The sequence below is a fragment of the Mesorhizobium sp. M2A.F.Ca.ET.046.03.2.1 genome (assembly GCF_003952425.1).
Taxonomy (GTDB): Bacteria; Pseudomonadota; Alphaproteobacteria; order Rhizobiales; family Rhizobiaceae; genus Mesorhizobium.
Genome location: NZ_CP034449.1, coordinates 4,612,571 through 4,635,394, shown reverse-complemented (window position 1 = coordinate 4,635,394; position 22,824 = coordinate 4,612,571). Strand labels below are relative to the sequence as shown.

25 protein-coding genes and 3 pseudogenes are annotated in these 22,824 nt (G+C 62.6%); 19 read left to right on the top strand and 9 right to left on the bottom strand.

What is annotated here, in order from left to right; genetic code table 11:
- Positions 1-48: 48 nt before the first annotated feature.
- The gene (locus EJ072_RS22175; RefSeq protein ID WP_126081296.1) at positions 49-294 is read right to left on the bottom strand and encodes a hypothetical protein; all 246 of its coding nucleotides are present in this window, start codon (positions 292-294) and stop codon (positions 49-51) included.
- Between the two features lie 285 nt (positions 295-579).
- Positions 580-1,056 (bottom strand): DUF768 domain-containing protein, encoded by a 477-nt coding sequence (locus EJ072_RS36975; RefSeq protein ID WP_126081295.1) that lies wholly within the window; start codon positions 1,054-1,056, stop codon positions 580-582.
- Positions 1,057-1,292: 236 nt separating this feature from the next.
- Between EJ072_RS36975 and EJ072_RS22165 the strand changes: the two genes are divergently transcribed.
- The 7 genes from EJ072_RS22165 to pqqE all read left to right on the top strand — a co-directional run bounded on the left by EJ072_RS22165 (position 1,293) and on the right by pqqE (position 5,655).
- The gene (locus tag EJ072_RS22165; protein ID WP_126081294.1) at positions 1,293-1,610 is read left to right on the top strand and encodes a low affinity iron permease family protein; all 318 of its coding nucleotides are present in this window, start codon (positions 1,293-1,295) and stop codon (positions 1,608-1,610) included.
- Between the two features lie 157 nt (positions 1,611-1,767).
- On the top strand, positions 1,768-2,286 hold the full coding sequence (locus EJ072_RS22160; protein ID WP_126083715.1) for a ferritin-like domain-containing protein: 519 nt from the start codon (positions 1,768-1,770) through the stop codon (positions 2,284-2,286).
- 64 nt (positions 2,287-2,350) lie between these two features.
- Positions 2,351-2,446, top strand: a complete 96-nt coding sequence (locus EJ072_RS22155; RefSeq protein WP_126064473.1) for a pyrroloquinoline quinone precursor peptide PqqA — start codon at positions 2,351-2,353, stop codon at positions 2,444-2,446.
- Between the two features lie 125 nt (positions 2,447-2,571).
- Entirely contained in the window at positions 2,572-3,510 is a 939-nt protein-coding gene (pqqB, locus tag EJ072_RS22150) for a pyrroloquinoline quinone biosynthesis protein PqqB (protein WP_126081293.1), read from the top strand.
- Positions 3,507-4,265 (top strand): pyrroloquinoline-quinone synthase PqqC, encoded by a 759-nt coding sequence (gene pqqC / locus EJ072_RS22145; RefSeq protein WP_126081292.1) that lies wholly within the window; start codon positions 3,507-3,509, stop codon positions 4,263-4,265. The genes pqqB and pqqC overlap by 4 nt, the downstream gene beginning before the upstream one ends.
- On the top strand, positions 4,262-4,558 hold the full coding sequence (gene pqqD / locus EJ072_RS22140; protein ID WP_126081291.1) for a pyrroloquinoline quinone biosynthesis peptide chaperone PqqD: 297 nt from the start codon (positions 4,262-4,264) through the stop codon (positions 4,556-4,558). The genes pqqC and pqqD overlap by 4 nt, the downstream gene beginning before the upstream one ends.
- Positions 4,555-5,655, top strand: coding sequence for a pyrroloquinoline quinone biosynthesis protein PqqE (gene pqqE, locus EJ072_RS22135; RefSeq protein WP_126081290.1), 1,101 nt, complete (start codon positions 4,555-4,557; stop codon positions 5,653-5,655). Before pqqD ends, pqqE begins: the two co-directional genes overlap by 4 nt.
- Positions 5,656-5,870: 215 nt before the next feature.
- Here pqqE and EJ072_RS22130 read toward each other — a convergent pair whose 3' ends face one another.
- Entirely contained in the window at positions 5,871-6,503 is a 633-nt protein-coding gene (locus tag EJ072_RS22130; protein ID WP_126083714.1) for a hypothetical protein, read from the bottom strand.
- Positions 6,504-6,685: 182 nt separating this feature from the next.
- Between EJ072_RS22130 and EJ072_RS22125 the strand changes: the two genes are divergently transcribed.
- From EJ072_RS22125 to xth, 5 genes are all read left to right on the top strand, one after another.
- On the top strand, positions 6,686-7,249 hold the full coding sequence (locus tag EJ072_RS22125) for a DUF1003 domain-containing protein (protein ID WP_126081289.1): 564 nt from the start codon (positions 6,686-6,688) through the stop codon (positions 7,247-7,249).
- Between the two features lie 52 nt (positions 7,250-7,301).
- Complete coding sequence (locus EJ072_RS22120) at positions 7,302-7,667, top strand: VOC family protein (protein WP_126081288.1); 366 nt, start codon at positions 7,302-7,304, stop codon at positions 7,665-7,667.
- 181 nt (positions 7,668-7,848) lie between these two features.
- Positions 7,849-8,598 (top strand): DUF4142 domain-containing protein, encoded by a 750-nt coding sequence (locus EJ072_RS22115; protein WP_126081287.1) that lies wholly within the window; start codon positions 7,849-7,851, stop codon positions 8,596-8,598.
- A gap of 22 nt (positions 8,599-8,620) precedes the next feature.
- Positions 8,621-9,226, top strand: a complete 606-nt coding sequence (locus tag EJ072_RS22110) for a general stress protein (protein ID WP_126081286.1) — start codon at positions 8,621-8,623, stop codon at positions 9,224-9,226.
- A gap of 93 nt (positions 9,227-9,319) precedes the next feature.
- Positions 9,320-10,090 carry an exodeoxyribonuclease III gene (gene xth, locus EJ072_RS22105; RefSeq protein WP_126081285.1) on the top strand — a complete coding sequence of 257 codons (771 nt, stop codon included), beginning with the start codon at positions 9,320-9,322 and terminating at the stop codon, positions 10,088-10,090.
- Positions 10,091-10,336: 246 nt separating this feature from the next.
- Here the strand turns inward: xth and EJ072_RS36090 are convergent, their stop codons facing one another.
- Positions 10,337-10,477, bottom strand: coding sequence for a hypothetical protein (locus EJ072_RS36090; protein ID WP_189343070.1), 141 nt, complete (start codon positions 10,475-10,477; stop codon positions 10,337-10,339).
- Positions 10,478-10,825: 348 nt separating this feature from the next.
- Positions 10,826-11,110, bottom strand: a pseudogene (locus EJ072_RS22095) (LysR substrate-binding domain-containing protein); the annotation flags it as partial.
- Between EJ072_RS22095 and EJ072_RS22090 the strand changes: the two are divergent.
- Positions 11,098-11,572 (top strand): annotated as a pseudogene (locus EJ072_RS22090) (NAD(P)-binding domain-containing protein); the annotation flags it as partial. The pseudogenes EJ072_RS22095 and EJ072_RS22090 overlap by 13 nt on opposite strands.
- Positions 11,573-11,672: 100 nt before the next feature.
- On the opposite strand, the gene EJ072_RS22085 reads toward EJ072_RS22090, so the two are convergent.
- Positions 11,673-12,959, bottom strand: coding sequence for a D-tagatose-bisphosphate aldolase, class II, non-catalytic subunit (locus tag EJ072_RS22085; RefSeq protein WP_126081283.1), 1,287 nt, complete (start codon positions 12,957-12,959; stop codon positions 11,673-11,675).
- Positions 12,956-13,901, bottom strand: a pseudogene (locus tag EJ072_RS22080) (sugar kinase). The gene EJ072_RS22085 and the pseudogene EJ072_RS22080 overlap by 4 nt, the downstream one beginning before the upstream one ends.
- Before the next feature lie 229 nt (positions 13,902-14,130).
- Between EJ072_RS22080 and EJ072_RS22075 the strand changes: the two are divergent.
- The gene (locus tag EJ072_RS22075; RefSeq protein WP_126081282.1) at positions 14,131-15,153 is read left to right on the top strand and encodes a LacI family DNA-binding transcriptional regulator; all 1,023 of its coding nucleotides are present in this window, start codon (positions 14,131-14,133) and stop codon (positions 15,151-15,153) included.
- On the opposite strand, the gene EJ072_RS22070 is transcribed toward EJ072_RS22075, so the two are convergent.
- Complete coding sequence (locus EJ072_RS22070) at positions 15,150-16,115, bottom strand: alpha/beta hydrolase (RefSeq protein ID WP_126081281.1); 966 nt, start codon at positions 16,113-16,115, stop codon at positions 15,150-15,152. The genes EJ072_RS22075 and EJ072_RS22070 overlap by 4 nt on opposite strands.
- 9 nt (positions 16,116-16,124) lie before the next feature.
- Positions 16,125-17,273, bottom strand: coding sequence for a Gfo/Idh/MocA family oxidoreductase (locus tag EJ072_RS22065; RefSeq protein ID WP_126081280.1), 1,149 nt, complete (start codon positions 17,271-17,273; stop codon positions 16,125-16,127).
- Positions 17,274-17,455: 182 nt separating this feature from the next.
- Between EJ072_RS22065 and EJ072_RS22060 the strand changes: the two genes are divergently transcribed.
- From EJ072_RS22060 to EJ072_RS22040, 5 genes are all read left to right on the top strand, one after another.
- Positions 17,456-18,256 (top strand): class I fructose-bisphosphate aldolase, encoded by an 801-nt coding sequence (locus EJ072_RS22060; protein ID WP_126081279.1) that lies wholly within the window; start codon positions 17,456-17,458, stop codon positions 18,254-18,256.
- Positions 18,257-18,259: 3 nt separating this feature from the next.
- On the top strand, positions 18,260-19,210 hold the full coding sequence (locus EJ072_RS22055; RefSeq protein ID WP_126081278.1) for a PfkB family carbohydrate kinase: 951 nt from the start codon (positions 18,260-18,262) through the stop codon (positions 19,208-19,210).
- Between the two features lie 84 nt (positions 19,211-19,294).
- Entirely contained in the window at positions 19,295-20,440 is a 1,146-nt protein-coding gene (locus EJ072_RS22050; protein WP_126081277.1) for an ABC transporter ATP-binding protein, read from the top strand.
- Between the two features lie 111 nt (positions 20,441-20,551).
- Positions 20,552-21,799 (top strand): sugar ABC transporter substrate-binding protein, encoded by a 1,248-nt coding sequence (locus EJ072_RS22045; protein WP_126081276.1) that lies wholly within the window; start codon positions 20,552-20,554, stop codon positions 21,797-21,799.
- Between the two features lie 126 nt (positions 21,800-21,925).
- Positions 21,926-22,822, top strand: a complete 897-nt coding sequence (locus EJ072_RS22040) for a sugar ABC transporter permease (protein WP_126081275.1) — start codon at positions 21,926-21,928, stop codon at positions 22,820-22,822.
- The last annotated feature ends 2 nt before the right edge of the window (positions 22,823-22,824 follow it).

Here is a 22,824-nt window from a genome sequence, read left to right as displayed (position 1 = left end):
CGGGGGTGCGAAAGCAGGCGAATTTTTGCAGTGGTGGGCTGCTTGCTATCAGGCCGACCCTTTCTGAGGCAGATCAGTCTCTTCCTCGGTTTGGTCGCGCAGGCTTTGCTCGGCCTCCTTCTTATCAGTCCCGCCCGACAGCTTTTGCCGGGCGAGCTCGCGATCCACAACCTTCCGCGAGCCTTCAACCGGATCTTCTTGCGGCGAATCCCTGTCCGCTCCTGCTTGCTGGCCGGTCCTACCACTGCTTGGAGTGGATCGCACAGGATCTTCGTTTTGGCGCGACTTCGTCATTGAGCACCTTCTCCGCTTTGGTCGGATGTCTGCTGGCTTCCGGGCAGGCTGGAGGCAGGGTCCAAACCTTTGTGGCCGCCCTTTGTTCCGTGCGCGGCGCGACCGGCCTCGCCACCTTCCGCAACCGGGCAGAACCAACGGCTGCTCACTGCAACAAATGTGGTTGAGGCTGAACCGCTGCACTTCTACGACTGCGGCAAGCGTCCGGTTGCCTGCTGCGTCCGCCTCGCGATGGAGGAACCATGACGCGCCACTCTCCACTCAGCCTTTTGGAATTCGAAGCGCTCACGCAAGCAGCTTCGAAACTGTCGAAGGATCACGGCGAAACGCTGGAAAGCGTGGTGACCTCATTGTTCGAAGCGCTGCGCGAAGGAGAGACCTGCCCAAAGGCGGTTCTGGACGCGGTAATCGCGGCGCTTGCCAAAGGAGATCCGCTAGACTAGTCGGCCGGCCTGCCGGACCCCTCGGTATCTGTTCAGGCTCAACGGCTTCCAGGGTATCGATCACAGGCGCCAGCGAATTCTCTTCATCTCGACTGGATTCCGACCCTCTGTTTTCTTCGCCGATTTTGTCCAGCGCGCGTTGGATGGCGTCTTCAATATTGCCGACCTCCTGCTCCCGCACCTCGCGACCGTAACCGGCGGCGTCGGCGTCCTGTTCGAATTGCTGCGCCAGCATCGGAACGCTGATCTCGGTTTCGGCGGGCAAGTTGCCGACATTCTCTTCCAGCCAGCTGCGCAGGAATTCTTTCGTCGCGTTCATGAGCACCTCCTCCTTGACGCGAGATAACTGGACGATGACGCCGATGTTCCCGCAAATCCTAGACCGCGGGGAATGAAACGGATCGCCGCACCGTGGGGAGCTTGAACACTCTGGCAATCTGCTCGATGGCTTTCCACGGCGAGAGCGATTGACACGAGGGGACGTTGCCGCCTCGAGGTAGGTTGCAGCCCAACATATCCAGCGGGAACCCGGATTGCTCTCAGCCGTTCGCAGGCATGGCAACATTGCAGCTTCGAGAAGCGCTGACCAAAGTCGGCACACTGACGTCCCGACCGGCGGCCTTTTTGGTTTTGGGCGGCTACACTGTTGCTTGGTACTTCTTCGAGCGGGAGACGCTTGACTGGCATGGCGCCGCGACGCTGGTCACCTGGGCAATGACGCTGTTTATTCAAAGGGCCGAGCATCGCGACACCCAAGCGCTGCAGGCGAAGCTCGATGAGCTGATCAAGGCCAACGACAAGGCTCGCAACGAGATCGCCGGAATGGACGACAAAGAGCCGGAGGAAATCGAGCGAATGCGCGATGTCGGATAAGGCGGAAGTTAACTTCCTCATCGACCGGACTGCCTTCAGAGCCAAGTCGTTGAGAGTACGGCGCCAGCGATGATGACACTCTTGTCGGAACTTCGGGTCTCCGGGCGGATTAGGAAGAGTGCCGCAGGCACATCCCTACACCCAAGGAGGACCTAAGATGCCGAAAAAAGCTTCGTCCGCGACCTCGAACGGCTTGGAAAGCCTGTTCTTGGACGGACTAAAAGACCTCTACTACGCGGAAAAGAAGATCCTGAAGGCTTTGCCAAAGCTGGCGAAAGCAGCACAGTCCGAAAAGATAAGCGCCGCTTTCGAAAAGCACCTCAAGGAAACCGAAGACCAGGTGGACCGCCTGGAGCAAGTCTTCGACATGCTCGGCAAGCCGGCCAGGGGCAAGACCTGCCCGGCCATTGACGGCATCATCGAGGAGGGCTCGGAAATCCTCGAAGAGTACAAGGACGAGCCGGCGCTTGACGCAGGGCTGGTTGGCGCCGCCCAAGCAGTCGAGCATTATGAAATCGCGCGCTACGGCACGCTGATCGCATGGGCCGAACAGCTCGGCCTCAAGGATGCTCTTCCACTGCTCCGGCAGACTTTGAAGGAAGAATCGGCAACCGACGAGGCGCTCAACGCTCTTGGTGAGAGCGACGCCAATCAACGTGCCTTGCAGGCGGCCTAGCAACGCCCAACACTTTGCATTGGCGGCGCCGTCGCTCCGTGCGAGCTGCAGAAAGGAGAACTCGATGAAGAAGACCTGGAAGAAACCAACCATGTGTCAGGTGGCGGCGGGCTTCGAAATTTCGCGATATCTGCCTGCTGAAATCCGGCGGAAAAAGTAGCCCGTGAATTGCATGCCCTGCTCAACGGGGCATGCAATTCTTTGCGATATCAGAAGACGCGGACGCAAATCGACCGCAGCCGCAAAAGTGGCGCCGGTCAGTTGGCCCGCGGGGCATGCATTGCCATGCGCGTGAAGATCATCGGATCGGCGGCGGGAGGCGGCTTTCCGCAGTGGAACTGCAATTATCGCCTGAGCCGCGCGGCCCGCGCCGGTGTGCCCGGTCTGCGCTCCCGAACCCAATCGTCCGTCGCCGTATCGGCGGACGGAACAGGTTGGGTTCTCTTCAACGCATCGCCCGACATCCGCCAGCAGATTGCGCAAACGCCCGAGCTGCAGCCCGCGGCCGACGCACCGCTGCGCTCGACGCCTATCCGCGCTGTGGTGCTGACCAATGCCGATGTGGACCATGTCGCCGGCTTGCTCAGCCTGCGTGAGCGAGAGCCTTTCGCGATCTATGCGACGGCGCAGGTGCTGGCGACGTTGGAGGCCAATTCGATCTTCAATGTCCTCGATCCGGCGATCGTGCCCCGGCGCCTCCTGGCGCCGACGGAAGAGATGGCGATCTGCGGCGCGGACGGCCATGAGACCGGCGTTGCCATCGAGGCCTTTCCCGTGCCCGGCAAGGTCGCGCTCTACCTCGAGCAAAGAGGGGACGCCGGCGCAGACTTCAGCTCCGACACGGGCGATACGATCGGCGTCCGTATCAGCGGAGCGGTCGGTCGCGGCGCCGTTTTCTTCGTCCCGGGCTGCGCGCGTACCGATGCCGCGTTGCGCACGCGGCTGGCCGATGCCGCCTGCCTTCTGTTCGACGGCACCGTCTACACGGACGACGAGATGGTCACAGCCGGCGTCGGCCAGAAAACCGGCACACGCATGGGGCACATCGCAATGTCGGGGCAAGCGGGTTCGATCGCCGGTCTGGCCGATGTGAAGATCGCTCGCCGTATCTTCATCCATATCAACAACACCAATCCTGTTCTGGACGAGAATTCCGCCGAGCACGCGGCGATCAAGGCGGCTGGCTGGGAAGTCGCCTCCGACGGCATGGAGATGGAATTTTGAGCGATTTCCACGATGCGGCCCGAGGCGGCCTGTCAAAGCGCGAGCTCGAAGCCATGCTGCGGCGGGTCGGCGACGAGCGCTACCACAACCGCCATCCTTTCCATCACAGGATGACCGGTGGCGCCCTGTCGAAGGCCGAAATGCAGGCCTGGGCGCTGAACCGCTATTGCTACCAGGCCGTCATTCCGCGCAAGGACGCCATGATCCTGGCTCGTGCCGAAGATCCGGCTTTTCGCGCCGCCTGGCGCAAGCGCATCGAGGACCATGACGGCGAGGACGGCTGGAGTGGCGGCATCGCGCGCTGGCTGCATCTGGCGACCTCGCTCGGGCTCGATGCCGAAGCGGTCAAAAGCGAAAGGCTGGCGCTGCCGGCGACCCGATTCGCCGTCGGCGCCTATCTCTCCTTCTGCACCAACCGGACGCTGCTCGAGGCAGTCGCGTCCTCGCTGACCGAGATGTTCTCGCCGGCCATCATCGGCGAGCGGGTGCCGGCGATGCTGGCCAGATATGAGCACATCACCGAGGATACGCTGGCCTATTTCACGCGACGGCCCGAACAGGCATCGCGCGACGCCGACTTCGCCCTCGCCTATGTGCTCGTCCATGCCGACACGCCCGAACGCCAGCAGCAGGCGATCGATGCGCTGGTGTTCAAATGCGACATACTCTGGGCCATGCTCGATGCGCTCCAGCATGCCTATGGCGCGCCGGGGAACATACCGCCCGGCGCCTTCCGCCCGGAGACGGCTTCATGACGGCGCCGCGCGAAAGAGCCATCGTGTCGTTGCGCTCCGCGCCATCGCTGCCCAGGCATGTGCGCATCCAGCACGACCCCGTGCGACTGGCCTTCGCCGTGCTTGCGCCGGAGAAGGTGTTCTGGCCGAATGACATCAGTCTCGACATACTGCGCCGCTGCGACGGGCAATCAACCGTCGAGCGCATCATCGCCGATCTTGCGGCCGACTACGACGCGGATCCGCAGGACGTGGCGGACGATGTCATCCGCTTCCTGCAGGAATGGTCGGACAAGCTTTTGGTGAAGCTGTGAGCGAGCCCATTCTGCCTCCGATCGGCATGCTGGCGGAACTGACGCATCGCTGCCCGCTGCAGTGCCCCTATTGCTCCAACCCGCTTGAATTGCTGAAGGCCAACCGCGAGCTCGACACGCAGACCTGGCTCGATCTCTTCTCGCAGGCCGCCGATCTCGGCGTCCTGCAGGTGCATCTCTCCGGTGGCGAACCGACGCTGCGCCGCGACCTCGAGCAACTGATCGCCGGGCTTTCCGCGCGCGGCGTCTACACCAACCTCATCACCGCCGGTGTCGGCATTGCCGAAGGCCGCATCGAGGCCTTTGCCGAAGCCGGCCTCGACCACCTGCAACTGAGTTTCCAGGGCGCCCGCCCAGTGACCACCGATGGCATCGGCAACCACCGGGGCAGCCATGAGAAAAAGCTGGAGACGGCGCACCGCGCCCGCGCGGCCGGGCTGCCGCTCACCATCAACGCGCCGGTCCATCGGCAAAACATCGAGGAAGTGCCGGAATTCATCGACCTCGCCCTATCCCTGGGCGCGGAGCGGCTCGAGATCGCCAATGTCCAATATGCCGGCTGGGCGCTAGCCAATCGCAGTTTGCTAATGCCCGACCCTGCCGCGGTCGACCGGCAGGCCGACATCGTCGCGGCTGCCCAGGAACAGCTCGCCGGCATCATGACCATCGATTTCGTCACGCCGGATTACTTCGCCATCTACCCCAAGCCATGCATGGGCGGCTGGGCACGCGACGCCTTCATGGTGGCTCCCGACGGCACCGTATTGCCGTGCCATGAAGCGCAGACGATTCCCTCGCTGCGCTTCGAGCGCTTCGGAGACCGCAGCCTCGCCGAAATCTGGACCGACTCACCGGCCTTCAACGCCTTCCGCGGCACCGAATGGATGCGGGAGCCGTGCCGAAGCTGCGAGCGTCGCGAGGTCGACTGGGGCGGCTGCCGGTGTCAGGCATTGGCGATTGTCGGCAATGCCGCTGCAACAGATCCAGCCTGCATCAAGTCGACAGCACACGCACGTATGGCCGCCTTGGTCGGTGAAGCGCGGCGCAGCAATACCGCCGGAGACGATGCTTTCATGTATCGCCGGATAGGATCGTGATTTTGACGGTAGCAACAATCGCCGCCGATACGGTCCCGGCTTCGGCTAGAGCAATTCCAGGAAAAGTGTGAGCGGTTTTCCGTCCGGAATTGCGTAAAAACAAATAGATAGGGCGTTTCGCCGTTTCTATGAAACGGTGAAACGCACTAGCAGCGACGGTCCATCTCGGCGATTGATATACTCTTCGCTTGGAAGCACGCTGGCGGGCAATTCCCTCAGCGCAAAAGGCCGTCCATATCGAAATCTTCCCAGCCTCTCAGGCGGGGCGCATCGTCCCGGCTCACGTCGGTGTTGCTTGCGGCCCCAGCGCGATTCTTTTGGGAGCGCTTCAGAGCCGCCCTTGCGGCGGCGCGTCTCCGGTTCTCGGCAGCTGTCGCCGCGTCTACATCACGCCAGACGGTGACCAGATCGCGGTCAAGCACATCCTCGATGTGGCGAGGGTCGAACACGTGGAAGGTGATCTTCCTCGCCCGGCCGCGAAGTTTCACGGTTCGCGTCCCGGCGCTTTGAAGCCGACCGTCCTTCAGCCAGCGGTGCCGCTCGCCGGACGAGATCGTCAGGATATCCTCGACCTCGCGAGGGATGACCGGCAGGTCTGCGATGTCGCGCATGGCTTTGGATACGACCACCGCTGCCGCTTCAACATCGGCATCCGAGCCCTCCGGGAGGCGCAAGGTGAGCACCCGAGATTCAATGTGAAGCAGCTTTTTCAGGGGCGCAGGAAGGCGAGCGCGTATCTCGAGGAAGATGCCCCTCGTCCGCATCGACGATCCCAAGGTGGCCGCCGACGAAAGCGGCCACTCAGCTATCAACTTGGCGGTAGGTTCGGTTTTTCGGCGCCCTGGCATATCCGATAAATAGGTCGGGCTGATCCCAGAGCAAAGCCGGCTCAAGAGGCAACCCGTTGTGCCGCGACGCAGTGATCGCAGACAAGCATTCTGCCACGTGTTGCCAGCTGAGAAGGTTCAATGGAGCGAATTGTCAATCGGCGAGTTAGGCTGGCTAGACCGAAGAGACTGGACTAGAATGGATGGCTGCGTCGAAAAGCAACAGATATTTCACGCCAACCAAGCCGGCGCCGGAAGGCCTCGCCCCTGCCCTGGCGCGAAACATTGAGGCGCTGATCGAGAGGCGGAAACGCGAAGCCAAGGCCGCGACGCTGGAGGAGCGCGCGGCCGCAGCGATCAGCGGCTTCGCCGGAAGCATGTTCTTCGTCTACTTACACGTTGCCTTCTTCGGCGGTTGGATCGCCCTCAATGTGGGCATCCTGAGCTCCGTCAGACCCTGGGACCCGTCACTGGTCATCCTGGCCATGTTCGCCTCGGTCGAGGCCATCTTCCTCTCGACCTTCGTGCTCATCAATCAGAACCGAATGGCCGCGGAGGATAATTCCAGGGCAGACCTCGATCTGCAGGTCAGCCTGCTTAACGAGCACGAAACCACCAAGCTCATCAAGCTGGTGGAGGAGATTGCCAAGCGTCTCAACATAGATACCGACGCGGATCACGAGATCAAGGAACTCAAGCGCGATGTGGCGCCGGAGGCAGTTTTGGACAAGATCGAAGAGGTGTCCGACCGTCAGCCGCCCGAGTGACAGATCACCAAAGCTAAGCGTTACTAAGTTGGGTCAATCAGAGGATAGGAGCATGTTCGACCACATCGGCTTCAATGTCGGGAACTTTGAGAAATCGCTCGCCTTTTACAAAGCAGTGTTCGCACCTCTCGATCTTGGCGTGCTGGAATCTGGCGAGGGCTGGGCCATGTTGGGCGGCTACTCCGGTCGTCTCTGGATCGGGGCATTCGGGCCACCACCTGGACCCATCCACATGGCGTTCCGCGCCGGCTCCCGCGCGATGGTACACGCGTTCTACGAGGCAGGCCTTGCAGCCGGAGGTCGCGATAACGGCGCTCCTGGCATTCGCACCCAATACGCGCCGGATTACTTTGCAGCTTTCTTGCTTGACCCGGACGGGCACAATGTCGAGGCCGTAAGCTTCGCTCCGGAAAATTGAGCTGCGCGTTCTGCGCCCCGTCAGCGCACGAGGCCGTGCATATCGAAATCTTCCCAGCCTCTAGGCCCGACGTAGCTGCGAAGCTCATCAGCGTACACCGAAATCGAGTTGGAGTTGGAACAAACGCGGCGGCCTTCTGTTTGCCTCTGAGCACAATTCAGTGCGTTAGAGGACATCATCTATGAAGTTGCGTTTGTTATCGGCCGCGCTCTGCACGGGCGTCGCCTTGGGTTTTGCCCATCCGGCGCTCAGTGCCGAAAAGGCGCAGGATTTCGTCAACAAGGCTGCCGAAGGCGGGATCTTCGAGGTCGAGTCCAGCAAGATCGTCCAGGGCAAGGCGAAGGACCAGGCTGTCAATGAGTTCGCCCAGAAAATGATAACTGATCACGGCGCGGCCAACGCCAAGCTGCAGTCGATCGCCGGCGAGCAGAAACTGCAGATTCCCGCCGAAACGGACGCGAAGCACAAGAGCGATCTTGAGGCGCTGAAATCGGCCAACGGTTCGGCCGACCAGTCCTACGTGAAGATGCAGCAGGACGCGCATGCCGACGCGGTCAAGCTATTCCAGGACTATGCGGCCGACGGCGACAACGCGGGACTGAAGGCATTTGCCCAGCAGACGCTGCCGACACTCAAGATGCACCAGGAGATGATCGAAAAGATCGCCTCAGGCAAAACCGACAGTACGGCAACGACCAGCACCGCACCTGCGGCGACAGACACAGACCAGAACGCATCCGCCCCGGTGCCTGGAGCAAACAGCTTTACCGAAGCGCAGGCGAAGTCGCGGATCCAGGATGCCGGCTTCTCGAAGGTCAGCGCCCTGACGAAGGATGACCAGGGCATCTGGCGCGGCACCGCCGAGAAAGACGGAAAGCAGGTTGCCGTCGCGCTCGATTTCAAAGGCAACGTTGTTGCCGGCGCTCAATAACCATTCAGAAATGGAGTGAAACATGACGACTGTCACCGGACTTTTCGATGACTATCAGGACGCCGCTGACGCCGTAAGCGAACTCGAAGCGATCGGTGTGCCGCGAGACGACATCAGCATTGTGGCCAACAATTCCGACAATCGGTATCGGCAGGATGAAACTTCAGACGCCGGTGAAGATGCCGCCGCCGGCGCCGGCCTTGGGGCGCTCGTCGGCGGCGCGGGCGGGCTCCTTACCGGGCTCGGGATCATGGCCATCCCGGGAGTGGGACCCGTCGTGGCGGCAGGTTGGCTAGCAGCTACGGCTGTAGGCGCGGTCGGCGGCGCTGTGGTGGGCGGAGCCGCCGGCGGCATGGTCGGGGCGCTCACGGAATCCGGTGTTTCGGAACGTGATGCACATGTCTATGCCGAGGGCGTGCGCCGCGGCGGCAGTCTGGTGACTGCCAGAGTGGATGATCGGCTAACCGGCGAAGCTGAACGGATCCTGCGTGGAGAGCGTGCCGTCAATCTTGACGAGCGGCGTAGCGCTTACGAGGCCGGGGGATGGACAGGATTTGATGCTGCCGCGGAGCCTTATGACGACATTGAGGCTGAACGAGATCGTGTTCGGCGAACCACACCGCTCTAAGAAATGCGGCCCCGTCGAACTCTCGGCGGGGCTTTTTCTTGCCGCGCGAGCGAGGCGTCCGGCATTTGGATTGCCCACGTCGGAGCCGAGGGGATGACCCGGATCGCGACCTTCAACGTCAATGGTGTGAACGGCCGACTCCCCGTGCTCCTGAAGTGGCTTGGCGAGGCCGATTATGACGTTGTTTGCCTCCAGGAGCTGAAAACGTCCGACGAGAATTTTCCCATCGAGGCAATACGGGACGCCGGCTTCGGCGCGATCTGGCACGGCCAGAAATCCTACAACGGGGTGGCGATATTGGTGCGCGGGAAGGATCCGGTCGAACGCCGCCGTGGCTTGCCTGGCGATCCCGATGACACGCACAGCCGCTATCTGGAGGCAGAGATCGACGGTCTCATCGTCGGCTGCATATATCTGCCCAATGGCAATCCCGCGCCAGGCCCCAAATTCGATTACAAGCTTCGCTGGTTCGACCGTCTCGTCGACTACAGCCGATCGCTGTTGGGCGAGCGCGCCGTGCTTTGTGGTGACTACAACGTCGTGCCCACTGAGATAGATGCTGCAGTACCCAGGCGTTGGCTGGGCGATGCTGTCTTCTTCCCCGAAAGCAGGAAAGCTTATGCGCACATGCTGAGCTTGGGCTGGGTGGATGCGATGCGCCATATCCATCCGGACAAGGGCATATACACCTATTGGAATTTTTCCTATCGCGGCGGCTACGACCGAAGCTCAGGCCTGCGGATGGACCATCTGCTCGTGAGCCCGTCACTTGCGGAAAGCCTTATGGCCGCAGGTGTCGATGTCGAGACTCGTGGGTGGGAAAAGCCAAGCGATCACGCCCCTGCCTGGGTCGACGTCGGTTAAAACCTTTTGCGCTATCGCAGTTGCAGAAAGCCTGCTTGGCAGCCGTCGCCCACGCTTCATGTCGAACCTCTGAAGGAGGCCTCAAGATGCCAAGGTTTGTTCCAGATATGACCGCACGCCTCAACCCGTCAGAGAATGCCGCTCACGAGCAGGACACGAAGTTGCGCTCCGAAGGCGCACCATCGCGAGTTTCAACTCCCGATGCATCCGGATTGCGCACCTGTACCGGCGTTCTCGCCCTCTCTATCAGGGCGTCATGTCATCAGATCTGCCGATCGCCGGACCGCGATCGAAGCTGCTGACCTCTCCGAAGCCATCGACAGAATCTCGCAGGGCCCCTGTGCTGTCCCGCACGGCGTCGTCGAGGAGGAAAAAGACCGCCGCCATGTCAACTTTTCTGCACGAGTTGGGATAGCGAACGCATAGGCGGACGGGAGGCATAACGGTCATCCGCGGCTGTGTAACAAACTGGGTAACAAGCGATAAGAAAATGCGAATAGATTCAACGCTTTAACTGATAGTTAGAAAAACGCTCTCTCAGCCAGAATTTTCCTAATAATCAATGATTTCAAATAGTCATCAGGCGCTTCAAGGCCAAAGCGTCGTTGGTCCGTGTAAGGAACCCGCATAGTTCGCCATGACGTTGCTCAACACCGAGGGGGTCGGCGTCCTGTCCCACGCATGTTCGATTGCGGCACCTGTCCATTGCAAGCGTCGCCGACGGCCTGGTAGGCATCAGTCGCCCGATACGGACAATCCCGCGAGAAGCGGAGCGTAGGCGGCAAGCCTGCGGGATACGAATTCCGTGAAGAGCCGCACGCGCTTCGTCTTGCGTGCCTCTCCCTGTGTGAGAAGCCAGAGCGTTCCGTACATGTGCAGGTCGGTACCCGGCACCCTCGCCAGCAGGGGGTCGGCATCTCCCACGAAGCACGGCAGAGTCGTCATCCCGAGCCCCTGCCGCACCGCGACGATCTGCGCCTCGGCATCCGTGACCCTGAACGGAACCCCGGGCGATTGGACCGACGGTCGTCGCCAAGTCGCTGCGGGAAGCGCTCGAGGCCGACACCATCATCCTGGCGGTTCCGTTCGGGAATCATTGCGACGTTGCGAAGGCTCTGCCGAGCTGGGAAGGCAAGACAGTCATCGATGCCACGAACGCGTTTCCGGTCCCTGAAGAGCTGGACGGTCTCCCGTCCTCCGCTTTCGTCGCGAAGGCGTTCACCGGCGCCAAGCTCGCGAAAGGCTTCAATCACCTGGTTGCGGCCACCCTGGCTACCGATCCGGTCGTCGAGGGCGGCCAGGGTCGTCTTTCTGTCGAGCGACGACGAGGACGCGGCCGCTCACGTCGCGGCCTTGGCCAGACAACTCGGGTTCGCGCCCGTCAAGCTGGGAAAGCTCAACGAGGGTGGCGCGCTCGTGCACGCACGCGGCCGCACTTGGGGCCCGCTGATCTTCCAGGACCTGTTCAAGAAGGAACCGTAATGGATTTGCTGTCCACTGTCAGAGGTGCGGCTTGCGCGAGCCCCTCCATGAGAGATCCACGCGGGCTAAGTCAAATCCGAGGTCCGGCAGCGAAGACGGCTTACTGGTTCGTGGCGTTGCGATAGATATTGAGCACGCGCGTCACGCTGCCGAGCAGAAGCCCATGCGCGGTCGGTCTGATGCGGCCCGCGCCGACCTCGACATCGAGGTGGCCAATATATTGGCTGATCAGCGGGCGGGGAATCTCCCTGTCGCCAAGCGCGGCCAGCACCGCTCCGGTTGCGCGCTGCGCTTCCGGCGCCAGCCAGTAGTAACGGATGCGATCGCTGAAGGAGAAATGCCGCCGCAGACGCTGCTCGTCGGGCGTGCCACAATAGTATTTCTGCCAGTTGCCGGACGAGGCGAGCATCACGCGCTCCATGGCCGCCGGCAGGGTTTCACGCAACGGATCGGGCGCCAGTTCGTCGGCAATGTGGCTGAGGCCGTAGAGCGCCTCGCGCAGCGCGAATGTCAGCCACGGGCCGACTTTGAGGATGGCGAAACCGTCACGCACCAGCATGCCAAGCGCTTCCGCGGGCTGGTAGTCGGTCGAGTGCGCTTCGAAGACGAATTGCGGCATGCGTTCCAGCACAGTGACCAGCTCAGTCGCTTTCTCCGTCGCATAGGCGACGATATCGGCATTGCCGAATTCGACGCCGGGCTGGACGACGACGCCGACGACCCGGTCAAAGGCGCCATCGAGGCCGAGGCGAGAGAAAGCCTTGCGGTGGACCTCGACCGTGCGGAGCGCGTCGGCAGGCTCGGTCACATGCGTGTGCTCGAGCGGTTCGAGCGCGCCGCCGGGCACCGGCACCTCGGTGCCGATGATGTAGACGGGTTTCTCACCGCCGGCGCGCGCGACCGCCGCCTCGGCGACCTTGGCAAGCTCAGCCGCGCGGGCGGCAATCGTCTCGTCGGGGAGCGGCACCGGATCGTCGGCGCAGGCCATGCTGGTGTCGAGATGCAGCTTGGTGAACCCGGCGGCCGCATAGGCGTCGATCATCGCGGCCGCTTTCCGCATCGCCCCGGCAGCGGAGTCGTGCTTCCAGGGATTGGGTCCAAGATGGTCGCCGCCGAGGATCAGACGATCGAGGGGAAGACCGGCCCTGCCGGCATACGTTTCGACGAGGCCGCGAAAGGCGGCCGGCGCCATGCCGGTGTAGCCGCCTTCGTGATTGACCTGGTTACAGGTCGCCTCGATGAGGACATCCGCGCCATGCAGCGCGCCGTGGCGGAGCGCCGCGTCGATCACCAGCGGATGCGCCGAGCAGATCGAGGTGATGCCTCCCTTGCCGCCCGCCGCCCGCCGCGCGCCGATGGCCGCAAGTCTCTTGGTCGCGGAGCTCATGCGCGTGTACCGGCCCCGGCTATGAAAGCCTCGACATCGGCGAGCCGGTGAATGCCTTCCATGGGTCCCTTCCGCGTCACGGCCAGCGCGCCGCAGGCGTTGGCGATGCGCAGCGCCTCGGCAGGTGCGGCGCCGCGCAACCAGAAGCATACGAAGGCGGCTCCGAAGCAGTCGCCGGCGCCAGTCGGGTCCACTTCCTCGACGGCGAATCCGGGCATTGCGACCGAGCGCTGGCGATCGTGATAGACGGCGCCGGCAGCGCTCTCTTCAGCACGATGCAGGCTATGCCCCGACCAAGCAGCTCGGCGATCACGCCCTGCTCGTCGCCCGCTGAAGAGAACAGGAGCAACTCGTTGCCGCTTGGCAGAAAGACGTCGGTCTGCGCCAACACCCTGTCGAGCGCCTCGCTCATGCCGGTGTCCTGCATGATCTCGCGCCGGACGTTGGGGTCGAAGGACACGGTGCCGCCCCTGGCCTTCACGGCCGCGGTCGCGGCGAGCACAACGTCGGTCGCCTTTTCCGAGAACAGCGACGAGCCCATGACATGAAAATGGTCGGCGTCGGCAAGCAAGTGTCTTGCGGCATCATCGATGGCCAACAGGCCCGCCGCGCTGTTGCGGATGTTGAAGACGAAATGCCTGGAAGCGTCGGCTCTATAGGTGACGAAGGCGGTGCCAGTTGCGTGGCCTCCATGGGTGGCGATCGCCGAAACGTCCGCGCCGAGCCGGCGCAGTCGGTCTATGTTCAGTTGGCCGAAATCGTCCCTGCCGACGGCCCCGATAAGCCCCGCTGGCTGACCAAGCGCTGCCGCTTGGCCAATGAAGATCGCTGGCGCGCCGGATGGGAACGGCCCCACCAGTGGCCCGGGTTCGAGAAAGCTCTGGCCGGTCCGATCCGCCATATCTCGACGAGGATCTCGCCGGCGGAAACCAGCTTCTTCATCACGGCCTCCCGGCATTTGCCGCGTGGCATCACCTCGAAGCGGAATAAGGCGCGTCCTTCTTCACGTCAATTAATAAATTTACGAACGCAATAATTTTCGTCAGCGAATTGAAACTTGAAGCGCTTCCTGTAAAGTTTTTGAACTTGCAGTCCCGGGTCGGCGCACCGTATGGAAGGCGCCGGGACGGCGCATGGACCAGGCGGGAAATCCGTGGCGCGAGGGCTTTGAATGTCGATGACGCACAAGACCATGGAGGATTTCGCCCGCTCCTGCGGCGTCTCCAGACCGACACTGTCGAAATTCTTCGACGATCCGACCAGCGTCAAGCCGGCAACGCGCAAGCGTATCGAGGATGCGCTGCGCTCGTCCGACTACCAGCCGAACCTCTTCGCGCGCAATCTCAATCGCAAGCGCACGCGCAGCATCGGCATTGTCGTGCCGACGGTGACCGACCCGTTCTATTCAGAGATGGTCAGCCGCATCGAGCTCAGGCTGCGCGACGAAGGCTACTGGCCGGTCGTCATTTCCTCGCATGGCTCGACCGAGCTCGAGATTGAAGCCACCCGAACCATCTTGTCGCTGAAGGTATCCGGCGCGCTAATCGCGCCGCTGGGCAAACGATCCGATCAGAGAACCCTGGAAAAGCTCACGCAGACCATCCCGATTGTTTATTTCGACACTTTCCTGGAAGGTGATACGCCATTTGTTGGCAATAACAACGCAAAAAGCGTCGCGACGATCGTGGATTACCTTTGCCGTTCCGGCGATGCCCCGGTCTATTTCGACATCCCGCACGTCAATCACAATTCGGCGGAACGATTGAGCAGCTATGTCGCCTCGATGCAGCGACTGGGATTCGAGCCGATCGTCTTCGGCGACACCGACGACTATACTTGGGAGTTCGAGCGCATCGGCTACGAGCAGACGGAGAAGCTGCTCGGCAATGGCGGCCTGCCGGGCAAGACCATCCTGTGCGCCAACGACCGCCTGGCCTTCGGCGTCATGGCGGCGGCCTTCTCGAAAGGGTTGAAGGTGGGCCGTAAGCCGGGTTGCGACCTGCGCATCGCAGCCCATGATGATCATCCACTCAGCCGCTACACCTGCCCAGCGCTCACCACCATGGCGCAGGATTTCGCCGCCATGGCCGGCCGCAGTGTCGAGACGCTGCTTGCGATGCTCGACGAGGATGCGGCCGCCGTGACGCCAAAGGTCAGCCTCGACGCAACGCTTGTAATGCGCCAATCGGCCTAGACCCCTTCAAACGCCGGATCGAAATTGCGCCAGGCCGCAACAGCAGCCTCGACCGCCTGACGCGACGCCGGACCATGGCGGCCCATTGAGACGAACCCATGGATCTGCCCTGGCCAGCGTTTGACCACGATCGGGACGCCGTCCATCTCGAGCCGCCTTGCATAGGCCTCGCCCTCGTCGGCGAGGATGTCATGGCCGGCAATGGCGATGAAGGCCGGCGCCGCGCCGGCAAGGCTGTTGGCCTTTAGCGGCGAGACGCGCCAGTCATTGATGTCGACCGCGTCACGGACATAGTGGTCGCGGAACCAGGCCATGGTCGCGGCCGTCAGGCCGAAACCTTCGGCGAAGCGGCGATAGCTGTCCGCCGTTTGGGCGGCATCGGTGTTGGGATAGAACAGGAGCTGCGCGGTCGGACGGCATTTGTCATCGCGGGCAAGCAGCGCCAGCACCGCGGCGAGGTTGCCGCCGGCGCTGTCGCCGGCGACGGCGATGCGGCTGGCGTCGATGCCAAGCCCGCCGGGCATATCCTGCATGAAGGAGAGAACGGCACGGCAATCCTCGACCGCAGCCGGAAACTTGTGCTCCGGCGCCAGCCGGTAGTCCGGCGAAACGACAACACAGGCGGCGATGTTGGCGTACCAGCGGCAGATCTCGTCATGCGAATCGAGATTGCCGATCACCCAGCCGCCACCGTGCAGGTAGAGCAGCGCCGGCGCGTCGGCCGCCGGCGCGCCCTGCCCGCGATAAACGCGAAGGTTGAGACGGCCACCGGGCCCGGCGATGGTTTGTTCGCGCACCGAAGCGACAGGCTCGCGCTCGCCTTGCAGGCTCGGAAAGCCTTCGTCGTAGGCGCGTCGCGCCTGCTCGGGCGTGCCGGTCTCGAAGGGCGGCTCATGCGCCTGTCGGCCAAGGTCGAGGACCTTCCGCGCCTGTGGATCGAGCGATACGGGCGATGTCGGCATGGGAGCGCCTTAGGCCAGCAGGCTCGCCGCCTCGTCCTCGCCCAGCAGCGGCGGCTGGTCGACAGTGCCGGCGATGGCGACCGAGTTGCGGCTCTCGCCCGAGGCGAGGATGGCCTCCATGATCTCCAGCACATGCAGCGCCAGTTCGCCGGACGCGCGCGGCTTTCTCTTCTGCGACAACGAACGCGCCAGGTCGGCGACACCGAGCATGCGGTAATTGGCGCGATCCGGCGCCGCATAAGGCCAGTTGCGCGCGCCATAGAGCTCGCTTTCGCTGGCGAAATCCGTCCACTCGGCACCGCGCGCGGAAAGCGAGACCGTGCCGCCGAAAGTGTCGGGGTCGGGCAGCCTGAGCGACCCTTCGGTGCCGTGCAGCTCGATGGGGTGGTTGGAGTGCTTGAAGACATCCCAGGAAGCACCGAAAGTGACGGTGGCGCCGGAGCGGAACTCGAGCAGCGACAGGATGTTGGTCGGCGTGCCGACCCTGAAGCTGGTGTTCTTGTAAGGGCCGTCGGCGGTGATCAGCCGCTCCTCCTGGCCGCGCGTGGCCATCGCCATGACACGGGTCACGGGGCCGAGCAGGTTGACGAGCATCGTCAGATAGTACGGCCCCATGTCGAAGACCGGGCCGCCGCCTGGCTGGTAGTAGAATTGCGGGTTGGGATGCCAGTGCTCCATGCCGCGCCCCATCATGAAGGCGGTGCCGGTGACGGCGCGGCCGATCGCGCCCTCGTCCATCAGCCGGCGGGCGCGACGTCCGGCGGCGCCGAGGAAAGTGTCGGGAGCCGAGCCCAGCAGCAATCCCCGTTTCGCCGCCTCCCCCACCAGCTTGCGGCCGTCGCTGGCCGAGGTGGCGAGCGGCTTTTCGGTGAAGACATGCTTTCCCGCCGAGAGCGCCGAAAACGAGATGTCGAAATGCGCCGCGGGAATGGTGAGGTTGAGGATGAGATCGACCTCCGGGTCGGCGAGCAACGCATCGACGCCGAGCGCGCGAATGCCATATTCCTTCCCGCGCAAGACAGCCATCTCGGCGGAGATATCGGCGCAAGCGCGCAGTTCCACGCCGGCGAAAAGTGCCGCGTTGCGCAGATAGGTCATCGAGATGTTACCGCATCCGATGATGCCGATACCGAGCTTCGCTCCTGAATTTGCTTGCATTTCCCTTTCGACCTCCCAATCGGCGACGCCCGAGACAAGCCATCGCGACGGCGACGGACAATTTTCGTGACTCGCTATAGCGCATTTTAAATCTTGACGCGCGTAAAATTTTTATACAGCATGTGAAAACGATGGCCAGTATCACAGGCCGCCGGCCTTGCAAATCAAGAGATTAGGGAATTATGAGCCTAGGGACCAAAGTGCGCCTCGCGCGCCTCTTTTCGCATCCATCGGGGAATCTATTTGGCGGCGCGGTCGACCACTTCGTCGGCTATGGCGACGTGCGCAAAGGCGGCCTTGCCGATCTGCCCGGCGCGCTGGCCCGCGTCATGGCGGGCAAGCCCGATTACGTCAGTATCCAGCCCGGCACCGCGCGCCATCTGTGGCCGCAATATGCGGGCAAGGCTGCCCTGGTGATCCAGGCCGGCTGCTTTACCCCGGACGACCGCATCAGCGAGTTGATTGCAACGCCCGAGGATGCGGTGCGCGCTGGAGCCGATGCGTTGGCCGTGGCCATTCCGGTGCGAGGCGCGACTGAAGGCAAATACATACGCTGGCTGACCGATTCGGTGAACGCGGCGGCCCGCTACGGCATGCCGGTGGTGGCGCATATCTATCCGCGCGATTTCACCGACGGGGCAAAGATCATCTTCACCCCCGACGAGATCGCCTATGCGGCGCGCATCGGCTACGAGTCCGGCGTCGACGTCATCAAGATCGGCTACACGGGCGATTTCGAGTCGTTCCGGGAGACCGTCCGGACCTGCCCGGTGCCGGTCGTGATCGCCGGTGGCCCGAAGACCGACACGCTGCTCGGCGCGCTTCAGCAGACGGCGGACGCCATCCGCGCCGGCGCGCGCGGCGCCGTGGTGGGCCGCAATCTCTGGGGGCACGGCGATCCTCAGAAGGCAGCGCTTGCCTTTCGGGGCGTCATCCATGACGGGCTTTCGGCGCAAGAAGCGCTTGCGAAGGCGGACGCCTGAACGATGCGCGCCGTCCCCTCGATCCTCGGCTTCGGCGCCATTGCGATCGACGACATCGTCTATGTCGATCAGCCGTTGTCGGCGGGCAAGGGGAAGGTTCTGCAAAGCACGCGCGCTTTCGGCGGAAATGTCGCGACGGCCCTTGCCGCCGTCGCGCGGCTTGGCGGGAGCGCCGGGTTCATCGGATGGCTGGGCAGCGCCGATGACGATGCCGCCTTGTGCGACCTCGTCGCCAGCGGCGTCGAAACCGCGTTCGCGCCACGCCATCCCGACGCGCGCCCGGTACGCTCGCGCATCACCGTCGGCTCGGACGGGGACCGGTTCATCGCCTATGACGACGACGCGATGCTGGGCACCGCACCGGACTTTCCGGAAGATATCCTCAGCCGCGCGAGCGTCCTGATCGTCGACAGCTACGCGATCCGCTCGCTGGATGCCGTGGCCCGGGCTCGCGATCTCGGCCTCGCGATCCTCGGCGACATCGAATGGAGCGCCGGGCCAGCCACCGATAGGCTGATCGAGCTCTGCGACCATCTCATTCTTCCGCTCGCCTTTGCACAGACCGCCACAGGCCGCCGCTCGCCCGCCGAGATGCTTGATGCATTGTGGTCGCCGTCGCGCTCCGCCGTCGTCCTGACCGACGGCGGCCGGGGCGTCTATTATCGCGGGCGCGGGGAGACAACGCTCTGGCACCTGCCTCCGCATCGGGTTGCGATCGTCGACTCGACCGGTGCCGGCGACTGCTTTCATGGCGCCTATGCCCATGCATTGACGCGCGGAGCCGACACCGCGGGCCGGGTGGCATTCGCGGCCGCGGCGGCCGCCCTTTCAATAACCGGGCGCGGCGGACGCGAGGCGCTTCCGACCGACAGCCAAGTCACGCAATTGCTGGCATCGGCGAGCGCGCCATCGGCGGTCGAACTGAAATATGCGCAACTCGATACCGGAACATAAGCTGAAAACCACCCGAGAGATTTTCACAAGCAAAAAGCCAAGGTGAAAAAAAAATCATCAGCTTTGACTTGTGGAGGGAGGAATATGGCGGAAGTCATTCTTGAGAATATCTGCAAAACCTACGGGAACAGTTTTCGTGCGATCGACCGATTGAACCTGTCGATCGAGGATGGCGAGTTCCTGATCCTGGTTGGGCCGTCCGGCTGCGGGAAATCCACCGCCTTGCGGATGATCGCGGGATTGGAGGACATCACCAGCGGCAGCCTTCGCATCGGCGGCATAGACGTCGTCGACATGCCGCCCAAGGACCGTGACATCGCGATGGTCTTCCAGAGCTATGCGCTCTACCCGCATATGACGGTGTTCGAAAACATCGCCTTCTCGATGCGGCTGGCGGGCAAGCCGAAGGCCGAGCGCAAGAAGCGCGTGGACGAGATCGCCAAGACCCTTCAGCTGACGTCGCTGCTGGACAGCAAGCCCGCCAACCTTTCCGGCGGGCAGCGTCAGCGGGTCGCCATGGGCCGCGCCATGGTGCGCGAGCCGGCTGCTTTTCTCATGGACGAGCCGCTCTCCAATCTGGACGCAAAACTGCGCGTGCAAATGCGCGCCGAGATCACCAGCCTGCAGAAGCAGCTCGGCGTGACGACTATTTACGTCACCCACGACCAAACCGAAGCGATGACGATGGGGGACAGGGTCGCGGTGCTGAAAGGCGGCGTGCTGCAGCAGGTCGACACACCGAAGCGGCTCTATGAATCGCCGGTGAACGCCTTCGTCGCCGGTTTCATCGGCTCGCCTTCGATGAACCTTTTCGAAGGGACGCTGACGGGCGACGAACTGACGGCCGGCACCTTCGCCATCCAGCTGCGGGATGCAGCCTTCGAGCGAAGACCGGGCTTGAGGTCGTATGCGGGGCGCAAGATCGTGTTCGGGATCCGGCCCGAGCATCTCTATGACAGCAGCCTCGAATCCGGCCGCAAATACCAGACGATCCCTGCAAAGGTGACCTCGATCGAAGAGCTCGGGTCCGAACACATCGTCCATCTCAACATCGACGCGGTCCGGGTGGATTCAGGCGACCCGGACGCGGTGAGGGATTTCGGCCTGGCGTCGAATGCGGTGGCGAAATTCGAACCGGAAAGCGCAGTCCGCTCCGGCTCGGAAATCCGGTTGGCCCTGGATGATACCAAGCTCCATTTCTTCGATCCCGAAACGCATCTGGCGATCTGAAGATTTGCGGCAAGGCCAGCAGGCGGGAGCGAGGCGCCTGCGAATGAAGACTGCTGAATAAACCAGACGATCGCCCGCATTGTGCGGCCGATCTCAAAGAAGGAGGAGAAAATGACATTTCGGATAAAGCCCGCCATGCTGAAGATGGCCGCGGCCGCATGGCTGCTTGGCGCAACCAGCGCCATGGCGGACACGACCCTGGAATTCGCCCAATGGTGGGAGCCCGAATTGCCCGCAGGCTCGCTGCGGAAGATCATGGACGAATTCGAGGCCGCGAATCCCGGCATCAAGGTGACGCTGGTCAGTGGCCCCTATGCCGCCACGCGGGATCAGATCTCGGTCGGCGCGGCGACCGGAACGCTGAGCGATGTCGTCGGCCTCGATGGCGCCTGGGTGAACAATCTTAACGCGCAGAACGCGCTCGCCGACATGAACCCGATGATGGATGCGAGCAAGTTCGACAAGACGCAAGTCGCGGACATCATCAAGGTGGACGGCAAGGCCGTGATGTTCCCGGTCGCTTCCTTCGTCTATCCGGTATTCGTCAATCTTGACCTCGCCGCCCAGGCGGGCGTCACCAAGCTGCCATCGACCCGCGCCGAGTTCCTCGAAGCCGCCAAGAAGATGACCCATGCCGACAAGAACCAGTATGGTTGGGTGCTGCCGCTGTCGCTGCAGTCGCCGTCCGGCGTCCAGAACGACATGATGTCGTGGGTCTGGGCATCGGGCCAATCGATGATGGCCGACGGCAAGCCCGCCCTCGAGGGCAAGCCGGTGGTGGACATGCTCACCTTCGTCAAATCGCTCAATGACGCGGGCACCATCTCGCCCGGCATCGCCACCAAGACCGAACAGGAAAAGGTCGAGGAATTCGTCAACGACCGCGTCGGGATGATGATCGACTCGCTCGCGCATGTGAACCTCATCCGCAAGCGCAATCCGAAGCTGAACTTCGACCTCATTCCGGTCCCGGTCGTGGAGAACTACAACGGCAAGCGCGGCCTTCCTTACGCCTCATGGGGCATCGGCATCTCCGCCGGCTCGAAGCATCAGGAGGAGGCCTGGAAACTCGTCCAATATCTGATGAGCGAGAAGGTCAACGCCAATCTGGTGTCGCTGGCCAACGCCTTCCCGGGCAATGTCAACGCCAAGCCGGACTTCGTGACCTCGGACAAGGCTTTCGGCAAGGCTTTCGAAATCTTCAAGACCGGTTACCTCGCCAATGAGTTCACGGGTCTGCCGGTGGCGGAAGACCTGATGACCCAGTTCGACGTCGAAGCCCAGAAGATGCTGGCCGGCGAGCAGTCTCCGGAACAAGCCGCGGCCAACGCTCAGAAAGGATGGACGGCTAAATTCTGATCGGCCTGTTTCACGATCTTCGACCGGGAGGCCTGACTTCGGGCAGGCCTCCCGGCAACAACGTACCGGCGACGCGAGTGTTCGCGAAGCTCGCCTTCTCTCGAAGGCGTATCCCAAGGTTGGCACATGACCCGGCAGAAGCGCTCCCGTCACAGACTGAAACGAACGGTCGCACCCTATCTCTATCTGTCGCCCTCGCTGGTGATCATCGGCCTGCTGATGCTGCTGCCGATGGTGACGGTGATTTCCTATTCGTTCCAGAACAGCGCGGTGCTGCGTCGCGACTCATCCTTTGCCGGGCTGAAACACTACCAGGCGATCTTTGCCGATCCCGTGTTCTGGGCCTCGCTATGGCACACGCTCTACTTCACGTGCATGAGCGTCGTTTTCCACATGACCATCGGCATGATCTTCGCGCTCATGCTGAACAGCGACCGCATCAACCCGACGCTGCGCAATATCCTGCGCGTGCTCTACATACTGCCCTGGCTCTTCACCGCGGTGATCATAGCGGTGATCTGGCGCCTGCTGCTCGAGCCCAACGGTGTCGTCAACAGCATTCTCATGCAGCTGGGTCTCATCGGCTCCAAGATCGAGTGGTTTTCCTCGCCCAAGACGGCGCTGCATGCCGTCACCTTCGCCAATATCTGGGCGGGCTACCCGCTATTCATGGTCAGCCTGCTCGCGGGCCTGCAGGGCATTCCCAAGGATTTCTACGAGGCCGCCGATATCGACGGGGCGAAGGCCTACCAGAAGCTGATCTTCATCACCATTCCCCAGCTGATGCCGATCATCATCAGCATCTCGCTGCTCGATTTCATCTGGACGATGCAGGTCTTCCCGTTGATCTGGATCACGACGGGCGGCGGTCCGATCTACTCGACCGAGGTGCTCAGCACCTACACCTACAAGCTGGCGTTCTCGAGCTACAACCTGTCCCAGGCGTCGGCGAGCGCCGTGGTCATCCTGCTGATCTCGCTTGGCCTGACGCTGTTCTACATCCGTTATCAGAAGGCCCGGTAATC